The organism is Xanthomonas arboricola pv. juglandis (genome assembly GCF_001013475.1).
Classification (GTDB): Bacteria; Pseudomonadota; Gammaproteobacteria; order Xanthomonadales; family Xanthomonadaceae; genus Xanthomonas; species Xanthomonas arboricola.
In genome coordinates this window covers 61,071-72,821 of record NZ_JZEF01000007.1, presented here as the reverse complement: position 1 = coordinate 72,821, position 11,751 = coordinate 61,071, and the positions used below count along the sequence as shown (strand labels likewise).

Here is an 11,751-nt window from a genome sequence, read left to right as displayed (position 1 = left end):
GCTACGGCTTGCGCCGCTACTGTGAAGGGGGCCGTGCCTGGCCTTGGGACTCGACCCGAGCCGGGTCGCTTTCTCCGCCGCGAACCTGCGCCGGATCGATATTGGCCGGCATCGCCTGCGCCGGATCGCGTCCGTCGCTGGCGGCTTTACCGGGTTGCCCGAGCGCACGCGTGATGGTGTCGCTCAGACCGGACCCGGACAGCGCCTTGCCCAGGTCCGTATTATCGCCTGCCGAGGGCAACTTCCCCAACTCCGTTGGCAAGTTGCCGAGTTCCATCGATGGCATGTCCATCGACGGCATCCGCCAGGCCGGCAGTTGCGCCCGCATCCAGCTCGCGCCCGGCGACAGCATCGGCATCAGCATCGACTGGCGCCAGGACGGCTCGCGCGGCAGCGGCGTGAAGCTCATCAGCAGCACCAGCACGCTGGCCAGAAAGCCGCCGCGCACCAGACCCAGGCCGAACCCGAGCATGCGGTCCATCCCGCCCAGGCGCACCGCGTCCACCCCAGCACGGATCACCATACCGATCACCGCCACGGTGATCAGCACGCCGACGAACACCATCGCGTAACCGCCGAACGATTCGGTGGCCGACGGATGCTTGCCGTCGGCGATCCAGCGCGCGGCCGGCCCGCCGAACTGGAACGTCGCCCAGCCGGCCAGCAACCACGACAGCGTGCCGACCACGATGGCGACAAATCCGCGCAGCAGGCCCAACAGGGCCGACACCAGGATGATGACGCCCAGCACCATGTCGATCATTGCCCACTTCTCCGCGCGACGCGCGCGACGCTGGTCCAACCTGGCTCGGTGTTCATTGCGCTCCCCTCCATGGGTGTGAGGCGATCAGGAAGTCCGCTCGCCGCTGGCGATACCACGCAAGCGGCGATCGGGCGGGCTGCGGACGAGCCGCACTGCGCGTAGCGAACCAACCGGCATGCCGATCTCCACCATGCACCGCGCCCACCCGATGAAGGCGCGATGGTTTACGGATGCGGACGCACCATGCCGGAAATGCCGACCTTGGCCGCCACCTGCGCACGCAACTGTTCGGCATCGCCACGGTTGGCCACCGGGCCGACCCGCACGCGGTTGAGCGCGCCCTTGTCGGTCCGCACCTGTTCGACGAAGGCACTGAAACCGGCGGCGCGCACGCGGTCGCGCAAGGCGTCGGCGTCTTCGGCGCGCCCGAAGGCGCCCAGCTGCACCGCAAAACCGACCGAACTGGCCGCAGGGGCTGCCGGCGCGGCGGGCGCCGCGACGACCGGCTTGGCCGGCTCGGGCTTGGCCGGCTCCGTTTTCGCCACCTCCAGCTTGGCCGGAGCGGGCTTGGACGCTTCGGCCGGCTTGGGCGCGGCGGCCACCGGCTTGGCCGGCTCCGGCGGCAGGCTTTCGGTCTTGGTCGGTGCAGCGGTGCTGGCGGCGGCCACGCTGCTGCTGGGTTTTGCGGCCGGCGCCGGCGCCGGTGTGCTGGCTGCAGGCGCCGGCGCGGCGGCGTTGGCATCCAGCGTCACCACCTGGGCGTTGACGTCGCTGCGCACCTTCACTGCCTGCAGGCGCGCCGATTCGGCCTGCGCCTGGTCGACATACGGCCCCACGCGCACGCGCCAGGCCGGGCGGCCGTTGATCTGGGTCTTTTCGCTGAAGCCGGGCAGCTGCGCCTGCTTGAGCCGCGCCAGCACCGCGTCGGCGTCGGCGCTGGTGGCGTAGGCGCCGAAGTTGACCGCGTAGTTGCCGGCCGCCACCTCAGGCGCCGACGGCGCGCTGGACGGGTTGGCCAGATCGGCCGCGTCCGGGTTGTCCTGCACCGCAGCCGGCGCCGAGGCGGCGCCGCGCATGCCCAGCGCGCCACCGGCCGGCGCATCGCCCGGAGTGACCAGCGGCAATTCGCGGGCTTCAAACTCGCCATTGGCCGGTGCGGCAGGCGCCTCCAGCGGCACATCGGCCACGCCGCTCGACGGCGCAGGGCCCTTGACCAGCATCGGCAGGAAGATCACGGCAAGCGCCACCAGAACGATGGCGCCAATCAGTCGCTGTTTCAGAGCAGTATCCACGTAAAGAGACGAGAGGCGGCGTGGCGGGGTGCCGCGGAGATTATAAGGCCGCAGCCGGGCTACCGACCCGGGTGGACTGAACGAAGTGCGTTTAGGGCGTCGGCAACGGTATGAAACGAGCCGAACACCAGCACCCGGTCGCCCGGTGAGGCCTGCGCCAGCACCGCGCGCAGTGCGCCCGCCACATCGCCATGGCAGGCCGCCTGCGCTGCGGCACTGCCCTGCAGACGGGCCTGCAAGGCCTGCGCCGACTGCCCCCGCGCACCGTCCAGCCCCGCCAGGGCCCAATGGTCGACCTGCGCGGCCACCGCCTCCACCACGCCCAGCACATCCTTGTCCGCCAATGCGGCGTAGATCGCATGGGTGCTGCCGGTGTGCGCCTGCGCGCCCAGCGCATCGGCCAGCGCGCGCGCGGCCTGCGGGTTATGGCCGACATCCAGCAGCACCTGCACGCCATCGACGTCGCTGCGCTGCAGCCGCCCGGCCACCCGTGCATTGGCAATGCCCTGCGCCCAGGCGGTATCGGGCAGTTCCACCGGCAAGGCCTGCAACGCGGCGATCGCCGCGGCGGCGTTGGCCAGTTGCACCGGCGCCTGCAAGGCCGGCAGCGGCAGCTCCAGGGTCACCGCGACATCGCGCCAGCGCCACTGCGGCGCGTCGGAGTGCTGCGCCTCGATCGGCTCGAAGAAATAATCGCTGCCGGCGCGGATCGCATTGGCGCCCAGTTGGTAGGCCCGCCGCAACACGCTCGACGGCGGGTCGATTTCGCCCAGCACCACCGGCTTCCAGGCGCGGATGATGCCGGCCTTCTCGGTGCCGATCGCCTCGCGGTCCTCGCCCAGCCAATCGGTGTGGTCGATATCCACGGTGGTGATCACCGCCACATCCGAATCAATGATGTTGACCGCGTCCAGGCGCCCGCCCAGGCCGATTTCCAGCACCGCCAGGTCCAGCCCGGAGCGCTGCAGCAGCCACAGCGCCGCCAGCGTGTCGTATTCGAAATACGTCAGTGCGGTCTGGCCACGTGCCGCTTCGACGGCGGCAAAGGCGTCCACCAGTTGCGCGTCGCCGGCCTCGTTGCCGTCGATGCGCACGCGCTCGTTGTAGCGCAGCAGATGCGGCGAGGTGTAGCTGCCCACCTTCCAGCCGGCGGCCTGCGCGATCGCCTCGATAAAGGCCACGGTGGAGCCTTTGCCATTGGTGCCGCCTACGACAATGACATGCCTGGCTGGCGCTTCAATCTGCAACCGCGCAGCGACCTCGCGCACGCGCTCCAGCCCCATGGCGATGTTCTGCGGATGCTGCTGCTCGATGTAGGCGAGCCAGTCGGAGAGGGAGTCGGTTGCGTTCACGGTCAGGGCTGCGCGAGAAGAACCGCATTATCGCCGTTTGCCGGCGCGCAACGCACATCACCAGGCATGCCGGCAGATCGCGCGCCGTCGTATGGGCCGACAGGGTGCGCACAACTTGGTGACCAACTGAGGCAGCGCTGTCGCCCGCAGTCAAGGGACATCGGAAATGGACGCAATGCGCATGCCCAAGACGGAGCGTTGACCGCGCAACAACACCGAGACGCGCTGCTCGGGGTGACGCCGATACTGCGCTTCGTCGATGCACAGATGGCCCGGAAAACGATGCGCGAGCGGCCCGCCACTCAACCGGTATTTGCACGCTCGCGCGCTAGGCATGGCGGCGGTCTGCATGACATGCGTCTCTTCGAAATCGACGCCGGCGATGCGGGTGTAGATCCAGGGCCCACCTCTGGCCAGCACCAGCCAGCACAGCAATCCCAAGAGCGGCGGCGCCAGGCAGAGCGCCAGCACGGTGTTGAACAGCTGCTTGCCAACGACCGCCTTCCACCCGCCGATGCGATAGGCCGGCGCGACGATCGATACCGTCAGCCCGCTTCCCAGCAGCACCATCGGCGCTATCCAGGCCCGACCGGACAGGAAAGGCGCGGGAATGAAGTCGGAGAACGCTCCCAGCGCCAACAGGCCGGACACGCTGCCCAAAACAGCGTAGCGAAGCGCCCTGGGCCACCTGGCAATTGTGCCGATATCACAGGCCACGGTCTCATCCAGCGTCCGTGCCGGGCGTTGTCTTACAGCGCCCGATGCTTGGCTTCACCAAAGAACGGCGTGTGGTGCGCGCAGTCGTTGAGCCGCACCACTTCCAGGTGATCCACGTCCTCGCCTTCGAGCAGGTTGAGCGTGGTCGGTGCCTGGCGGAAGGTCCACAGCCGGGACAGCGGCAGGCCCAGAATCTTGCACAGGATCACGCGGTTGACCGCATCGTGCGCGACCACCAGCAAGGTATCGGCCGCGCCCAGGCCTTCGGCCGCGCGCGCCAGGCCGCGCCAGCTGCGGTCCAGCACCTGCCGCAGGGACTCGCCGCCGGGCATCAGCACGGTATCGGGCTCGTCGCGCCAGGCGCGTAGACGTGCCGGATCCTTGTCGTTGATCTCGCTGGCCAGCAGGCCTTCCCATTCGCCGTGGGCGATTTCCTGCAGGTCTGCATCGGTCTGCAGCAGGCTTTCGCGGTTGCTGCCCAGCGCCAGCCTGGCGGTGGCCTGCGCACGCGACAGCGGCGATGCCACCGCGCGGGTGATCTCCAACGATTGCAGACGCGCGCCGAGGGCGGCGGCCTGGCCTTCGCCGACCGGCGACAGCGGGATATCGATCTGGCCCTGGTAACGGCCTTCGGCGTTCCACGGCGTCTCGCCGTGACGGGCAAGCAGGATGCGCATGCGCGAGAGATTCCTTGGGGAAGGGGCCGGCTCGCCGCAGCGAAACGGGAGCGCATGATAACCCCTCCCGCTGCGGTGCCGGCCGCCCGCGTCAGCGCATGCCGAGTTCCTGCAACAGCTGCGGTGCCGGAGCGACTTCCGGCATGACCCAACGCAAATACCGGCTATCCACGGCGATCGTGCGGGTCATCGCCGGATCGAAGATCCCGTTGCGGCTCACCGACGCCCGGTTGCCGTCGAGGCCAGGCCGACCCGCCTGCCCTGCGCGTCCATCACCGGCGCGTCCCGGCGCCGGCTCAGGCGCGCCCGAATGCCGGATCGCTGCGGCTGGGCCTGCCGGTTTCCAGATGCCCGGCCAGGCGGCGGCGGAATGCCGCGCCCGGTTGTTCCAGCACCAGGTCGTACCAGTGATCGCTGGCAGCAAGCGCCAGACGCACGGTCTGGCGCTGACCTGCGGCCAGGTGCAGCGAGCGCGCGGTCGGGTCTGCGTAGTCCAGCGCGCGCAGCTGCAGCGTGCACGGTTGCTGCCCCGCATTGCCGATGTCCAGCACCAGCACCTCGCCGTCCTGCCGCGCCTCCAACCAAGGCGCTGCCGATTGCGTCCCGGCCGCAGCGAGGTCGCCGGCGAATTCGCGCAGGAAGCCATTGGGTCCATGCACGCTCAGCGCATAGCCGCCGCTGTGCGCAGCGCCGACCGGCACATCGTCGAGGCGGGTGCCAGGCGACACGGTGTAGTACCACGGGCCGCCACTCGCAGCGCTGGTGTAGACGTTGAACGCGGCCGCCGCAGCGCCGCTGTTGACGAACTGCAGTTGCACGCCGCCGTCGCCCTGCTCGCGCGCATGCACCTGCAAGGCATACGGCAGCGCGCGCGCCGGACGTTGTCCCGGCTCCTGCCGCGGCATGCTGGCCTTGGCCGGCGGCACCGGTAGCGGCTTGTTGCGCACCGCGGCGGTGCGCGCGCGGTAGTCGTCGACCGACGGCAGTGCGCGCAGTGCCGAGTCGTCCGGCTTGCGGAAATCGAACACGCTGGTCAGATCGCCGCTGACCGCGCGACGCCACGGGCTGATGTTCGGCTCGGCCACACCGAAGCGGCGTTCCAGCAAGCGCAGCACCGAAGTGTGATCGAACACCTGCGAATTGACCCAGCCACCGCGCGTCCAGGGCGAGATCACCAGCATGGGCACGCGGATGCCCAGCCCCATCGGCACGCCCTCGTAGACCTCCCCGCGCGTATCGACATTGCTGCGCCCCATGCGCGCATCCAGTGCCGGCAGCGCTGCGGGAACGTGATCGAAGAAGCCGTCGTTCTCGTCGTAGTTGATGATCAACGCGGTCTTCGCCCACACCTGCGGGTTGGCGGTGAGCGCGTCGATCAGGCGCGCCACCAGCGATTCGCCGTAGGCCGGCGGCGCTTCCGGATGCTCGCAGTACGCGGTGGGCGGCACGATCCAAGACACCTGCGGCAAGCGATCGGCCTGCACGTCGGCGGCGATTGCGGCGATCAGATGATCGGCCTGCGTGGTGGCGGCATTGTCTGCAGTGGACCCGGGCACGCAGGCACGTGCACGTCGGTAACGTTCATCGCCGGGGTGCAGATCGCGGTAGTGCGAAAAATACGCCAGCGAGTTGCAGCCGAAGTTGTCGTACTCCTGGTACACGCGCCAGTCCACGCCTGCGGCCTGCAGGCGCTGCGCATAGGTGGTCCAGTCCATCGCCGCGTAGCCGGGCTTGTCGCGCGCCATGTCGGCGGTCCAGTTGCCGTCGTCGGCATTGGTCACCGCCTGCGCGCCGAGATTGCCCACGCTCGGACCGCTGGTGCCGGTGAACAGGTACATGCGATTGGGATTGGTCGGCCCGTGCAGCGAACAGAAATAGCCATCGCAAATGGTGAACGCATCGGCCAGTGCGTGGTAGTACGGGATGTCGTGACGCTGGAAATACCCCATCGTCAATTCGCCCTTGTACGGCACCCAGGCGTCGTACTCGGCCCAGCGCGCCGGGTCCTGCCCGTGGCCGGCTTTCCACGAGTGATCCAGGCTCTTGATCAACGGCGCGCAGGTGCTTTGCGAATCGAACGCGAACGGCAGCAGGCGACGACCATCGGCGGCCGGCTGGCTCCATACCGGGTGACCGTCGCGCAGCTGCAACGGACGCGGATCGCCGAAGCCACGCACGCCGCGCAGCGCACCGAAGTAATGATCGAAGGAGCGGTTTTCCTGCATCAGGATCACCACGTGTTCGATGTCGCGCAGCGTGCCGGTGCGCGAGTTGGCCGGCAGCGCGAGTGCGCGGCCGATCGAGGGCGGCAAGGCGCCGGCGGCAGTCAGCGCGGCGACGCGCTTGAGGAAATCGCGGCGCGAGGGGGAGGACGTCATGGCTACGGAACCTGCAGGAAATACATGTACATCGCCGCGCAGTGCGGCCGGGTACGACACGTATAGCGGGCAAGCACGACAGTTTTGCGACAGCCACCGTCATCAATGTTTCATACGTCGTTGACACCCTGCGTCGCGAAACGCCGGTCCTGCACCGTGCGTTGCCCTCAGCCGTGCTCGAACAGGATTCCCCCATGACTTCCGCTCGCCGTTTTCATGTCACTCCGCTGGCGCTTGCCCTGGCCGCGCTGCTCCCCGCCATCGCCTCTGCTGCCACACCGGCGGCCGATCCGGTTGCCGGTGCAGATGCGCCGGTAGCCGATGCCCCGGCCAGCGTGGCCGATGCTGCCACCAACGCTACCCAGCTGGATGCGATCAACGTGGTGTCGCAAGGCAGCACCCGCCAGGTCCAGCGCATCAGCCGGCAGGACATCGAGCAGCTGACCCCGGGCAGCAGCGCCTTCAAGGCAGTGGAAAAGCTGCCGGGCGTGCAATTCCAGTCGGCCGATCCGTTCGGCACCTACGAGTGGTCCGCGCAGGTCACCCTGCACGGCTTCGATCAGAGCCGGCTGGGTTACACGCTCGATGGCATTCCGCTCGGCAACATGAGCTACGGCGTCACCAACGGCCTGCACATCACCCGCGCCATCATTTCGGAAAACCTCGGCTCGGTGGAAATCGCGCAGGGCGCCGGTGCGCTGGGCACTGCGTCCAACACCAACCTCGGCGGCACCATGCAGTTCTACTCGGCCGACCCGCAGAGCACGCCGGGCCTGCGCCTGGTGCAGACGGTCGGTAGCGATGCCACGCGCCGCACCTTCGTGCGCGGCGACACCGGCGATCGCAACGGCTTGTCGGCGTACCTGTCCTATGCCAATGCCAGCACCGACAAGTGGAAAGGCTTCGGCGACCAGCAGTCCGAGCAGGCCAACCTCAAGACCGTCTACCAGTGGGGCGACGGCAACCGTCTGAGCCTGTTCGTGGATACCTCGCGGCGCAAGGAATACGACTACATGGACCTGTCGTTGACCAGCCAGCGCGCGCTCGGCTGGGACTACGACTACCTGCAGCCGGATTGGGCCACCGCCGTGCAGATGGCGCGTGCGTATCAGAACACCGGCGCCACCAGCGGCGTGGCCAACGGCTATCCGCAATCGCTGGCCGGGCTGCCCGACGATTACAGCTGGCTCGATGCCAGCTACTACGCCGGCGGCGGCCTGCGCCGCGACAACCTGGCCGGTCTGTCGGGCACGTTCGTGTTCGGTGGCGCCACCCTGGATGCCACCGGCTACTACCACGGCAATCGTGGCGAAGGTCAGTGGGTGACGCCGTATGTACGCACCTCTGCGCAGGTGCCGCTGTCGATGCGCACCACCGACTACGGCCTGGATCGTTTCGGCGGCACCAGCGCATTGAAATGGTCGTGGGGCAACCACGATCTGGAAGTGGGCCTGTGGGCGGAAAACGCACGTACCACGCAGCAGCGCAACTACTTCGCGCTCGGCAACGAGGGCTATACCTCGCTGTACAACGTGTACGAAGTGCAGACCCCGTTCCGTCGCGATTTCCTGCAGCGCTATACCACCCAGACCCGCATGCTGTACCTGCAGGACACCGTGCGCCTGCTCGACGATCGGTTGACCCTCAACTACGGCGCAAAGGCGCTCAGCACCACCACGCGCGCACAGTCGCTGGTGCCGACCACCGCACTGGCACAGGGCCGTATCCGTGCCGAGGACAACTTCCTGCCGCAGGTCGGCGTGAACTACAAGCTGGACGAGCGCCAGGACCTGTACGCCTCCTACAGCAAGAACATCGCCGCGTTCGGCTTCACTCCGTTCGGCACCTCGCAGGCCGCCTTCGATCGCAGCCGTTCCACGCTGGAACCGGAAGAATCACAGACCGTGCAGGTGGGTTACCGCGTGCAGGATGCGCAGTTCCAGCTCTCGGCCGACGCCTACTTCACCAAGTTCTCCAACCGCTTGTTGACCACTTCGCCGTGCACCGCGGTGCAGACCTGCGCGGCGATCCTGAGCAATGTCGGCGCCGTGCATAGCGCGGGTGCCGACCTGGCCTTGATGTGGCGCCCGCTGGAAGGCCTGAGCTGGTTGAACTCATTGTCGTGGAACCGCTCGCGTTATCGGGACGATTACCTCAACAACGGCGTGGTCGCCACCTCCGGCAAGGACGTGGTCGGCATCCCCGCGTTGATGTTCTCCTCCAGCGCCAGCTACCAGCTCGGCAACCTGCGCCTGGATCTGGACGGCAAGTACGTCGACAAGCGCTACATCACCTTCCTCAACGATTCGCAGGTGCCCTCGTACTGGCTGTTCAATGCGGGCGCGCGTTACGACTTCGGTCGCGTGAGCGGGGTGGCCGACGTGGCGCTGGCGCTCAACATCACCAACCTCACCGACAAGCGCTATTTCGCCAGCACCGGCACCAACGGCTACGTCGCCTCCGATCCGGATGGCTACAACCAGACCATGGTGGTCGGCGCACCGCGGCAGACCTTCATGAGTCTGGATGTGAAGTTCTGAGTCGCCGCCGCTGTAGCCCTCTCCTTCGGTCTAGAAGGCATGGCTTGCGCGCCATCGGCGCGCGTGGCTGGGAGCGCCCGGCCCGCATGTGCGGGCTGAGGCGCGGAGCAGGGACTTCGCATGTACTGGTAAATCTCTGAGGCACCCGATCATCCGCCCCCTGCCGGGCACCTTCTCCCGAGGGGAGAAGCGCGGCATCGGCCCTACCCCGCCATGAACCGGGTCAGCCGACGTCACTCACTTCCCGCATCGCCGCATGGCCCCGACCTCGCGCCGCATATAATCGCCGCCTTACTTTCACTCAGCAGGTCCCGCCAGATGGCGCAGACGATGAAGGCGCTGGTCAAGCGCGAAGCAAACAAGGGCATCTGGCTGGAACAGGTCGCCGTTCCCAGCCCCGGCCCCAACGAGGTGCTGATCAAGCTGGAAAAGACCGCAATCTGCGGCACCGACCTGCATATCTACCTGTGGGACGAGTGGAGCCAGCGCACCATCAAGCCCGGCCTGACCATCGGCCATGAGTTCGTGGGCCGCGTGGCCGAGCTCGGTTCGGCGGTGACCGGCTACCAGGTCGGCCAGCGCGTGTCGGCCGAAGGCCACATCGTCTGCGGACATTGCCGCAACTGCCGTGGCGGCCGCCCGCACCTGTGCCCCAACACGGTCGGCATCGGCGTCAATGTCAACGGCGCCTTTGCGGAGTACATGGTGATGCCGGCCAGCAACCTGTGGCCGATCCCCGACCAGATTCCCTCGGAGCTGGCCGCGTTCTTCGACCCTTACGGCAACGCCGCGCACTGTGCGCTGGAGTTCGACGTGATCGGCGAGGACGTGCTGATCACCGGCGCCGGACCGATCGGCATCATTGCCGCGGGCATCTGCAAGCACATCGGTGCGCGCAACGTGGTGGTCACCGACGTCAACGACTTCCGCCTCAAGCTGGCGGCCGACATGGGCGCCACGCGCGTGGTCAACGTGTCCAAGACCTCGCTCAAGGAGGTCATGGCCGACCTGCACATGGAAGGCTTCGACGTGGGCCTGGAAATGAGCGGCAACCCGCGCGCCTTCAACGACATGCTCGACTGCATGTATCACGGCGGCAAGATCGCCATGCTCGGCATCATGCCGCGCGGCGCCGGTTGCGACTGGGACAAGATCATCTTCAAGGGCCTCACCGTGCAGGGCATCTACGGCCGCAAGATGTACGAGACCTGGTACAAGATGACGCAACTGGTGCTGTCGGGTTTCCCGCTGCACAAGGTGCTGACTCACCAATTGCCGATCGACGATTTCCAGAAGGGCTTCGACCTAATGGAAGAAGGCAAGGCCGGCAAGGTCGTGTTGAGCTGGAACTGATCGGCCGATACGTTTCAACGCAAAAGGCGCCGCGAGGCGCCTTTTGCATTTCCGTTTTCAAAGCGCAGGCAACGCAGCAGGCAAAGCTCACTGATTGAGGGCGCGGCGGCCTCACCGCACCAGAAAATGCGTCGGTTGTCTTGTTGAAAGCCTGCTTGTTGCTCTACTTGTGATGGAACGTTTGTCAGACACACCGTCATTCGAACAACGCACGCCATGTCCTGCTTGCAACCCTGCACACCGACCATCTCGACTGGTCCTTGCCCGCTCACCGTCGCGGGACCTTACGCGGCATGGATGCCGCGTAAGAGCCTACAGGGACGTACTTGCGGCGTGTCCCGCGATGGTGGGCGGGCAATGGCCCTGCAGCAAAGCCGCAGATCATCCGCTCCACGATTGAGCTATCGCATGGGCGACTGCTTCAACGATCGACCATCTCGACTGGTCCTTGCCCGCTTACCGTCGCGGGACCTTACGCGGCATGGATGCCGCGTAAGAGCCTACAGGGACGTACTTGCAGCGTGTCCCGCGATGGTGGGCGGGCAAGGGCCTGTAGCAAAGCCGCAGATCAAGCGCTCCACGATTGAGCTATCGCATGGGCGACTGCTACAAAAGACCGACCATCTCAACTGGTCCTTGTCCGCTCACCGTCGCGGGACCTTACGCGGCATGGATGCCG

Annotated in this window: 8 protein-coding genes and 1 pseudogene; 2 read left to right on the top strand and 7 right to left on the bottom strand. The window is 67.2% G+C overall.

Going from position 1 to position 11,751, the window contains the following annotated elements:
* Positions 1–16: 16 nt before the first annotated feature.
* The 7 genes and pseudogenes from XARJCFBP2528_RS21280 to XARJCFBP2528_RS21255 form a co-directional block, all read right to left on the bottom strand.
* A complete protein-coding gene (locus XARJCFBP2528_RS21280; RefSeq protein ID WP_016902227.1) occupies positions 17–763 on the bottom strand; it encodes a CvpA family protein in 747 nt (248 codons plus the stop codon).
* Positions 764–987: 224 nt separating this feature from the next.
* On the bottom strand, positions 988–2,055 hold the full coding sequence (locus tag XARJCFBP2528_RS21275; protein ID WP_026064253.1) for an SPOR domain-containing protein: 1,068 nt from the start codon (positions 2,053–2,055) through the stop codon (positions 988–990).
* Positions 2,056–2,114: 59 nt separating this feature from the next.
* The gene (folC, locus tag XARJCFBP2528_RS21270) at positions 2,115–3,407 is read right to left on the bottom strand and encodes a bifunctional tetrahydrofolate synthase/dihydrofolate synthase (RefSeq protein ID WP_016902225.1); all 1,293 of its coding nucleotides are present in this window, start codon (positions 3,405–3,407) and stop codon (positions 2,115–2,117) included.
* Positions 3,408–3,557: 150 nt separating this feature from the next.
* A complete protein-coding gene (locus tag XARJCFBP2528_RS21265) occupies positions 3,558–4,067 on the bottom strand; it encodes a hypothetical protein (protein WP_016902224.1) in 510 nt (169 codons plus the stop codon).
* A gap of 89 nt (positions 4,068–4,156) precedes the next feature.
* Positions 4,157–4,801, bottom strand: a complete 645-nt coding sequence (locus XARJCFBP2528_RS21260; RefSeq protein WP_016902223.1) for a histidine phosphatase family protein — start codon at positions 4,799–4,801, stop codon at positions 4,157–4,159.
* Between the two features lie 91 nt (positions 4,802–4,892).
* Positions 4,893–5,083: pseudogene (locus tag XARJCFBP2528_RS23050) on the bottom strand (S46 family peptidase); the annotation flags it as partial.
* A gap of 14 nt (positions 5,084–5,097) precedes the next feature.
* Positions 5,098–7,179 carry a phosphocholine-specific phospholipase C gene (locus tag XARJCFBP2528_RS21255; protein ID WP_016902221.1) on the bottom strand — a complete coding sequence of 694 codons (2,082 nt, stop codon included), beginning with the start codon at positions 7,177–7,179 and terminating at the stop codon, positions 5,098–5,100.
* A 194-nt stretch (positions 7,180–7,373) separates the two neighbouring features.
* Here XARJCFBP2528_RS21255 and XARJCFBP2528_RS21250 point away from each other — a divergent pair, with 194 nt between their 5' ends.
* On the top strand, positions 7,374–9,719 hold the full coding sequence (locus XARJCFBP2528_RS21250; RefSeq protein ID WP_047125070.1) for a TonB-dependent receptor: 2,346 nt from the start codon (positions 7,374–7,376) through the stop codon (positions 9,717–9,719).
* Between the two features lie 318 nt (positions 9,720–10,037).
* Positions 10,038–11,072 (top strand): L-threonine 3-dehydrogenase, encoded by a 1,035-nt coding sequence (gene tdh / locus XARJCFBP2528_RS21245; protein WP_172641694.1) that lies wholly within the window; start codon positions 10,038–10,040, stop codon positions 11,070–11,072.
* Positions 11,073–11,751: the final 679 nt, after the last annotated feature.

Excerpts from the sequence above, each read along its gene's own strand:
- XARJCFBP2528_RS21280 (WP_016902227.1), bottom strand. The coding sequence starts at position 763 with ATGATCGACATGGTGCTGGGCGTCATCATCCTGGTGTCGGCCCTGTTG.
- XARJCFBP2528_RS21260 (WP_016902223.1), bottom strand. The coding sequence starts at position 4,801 with ATGCGCATCCTGCTTGCCCGTCACGGCGAGACGCCGTGGAACGCCGAA.
- XARJCFBP2528_RS21255 (WP_016902221.1), bottom strand. The coding sequence starts at position 7,179 with ATGACGTCCTCCCCCTCGCGCCGCGATTTCCTCAAGCGCGTCGCCGCG.
- XARJCFBP2528_RS21250 (WP_047125070.1), top strand. The coding sequence starts at position 7,374 with ATGACTTCCGCTCGCCGTTTTCATGTCACTCCGCTGGCGCTTGCCCTG.
- tdh (WP_172641694.1), top strand. The coding sequence starts at position 10,038 with ATGGCGCAGACGATGAAGGCGCTGGTCAAGCGCGAAGCAAACAAGGGC.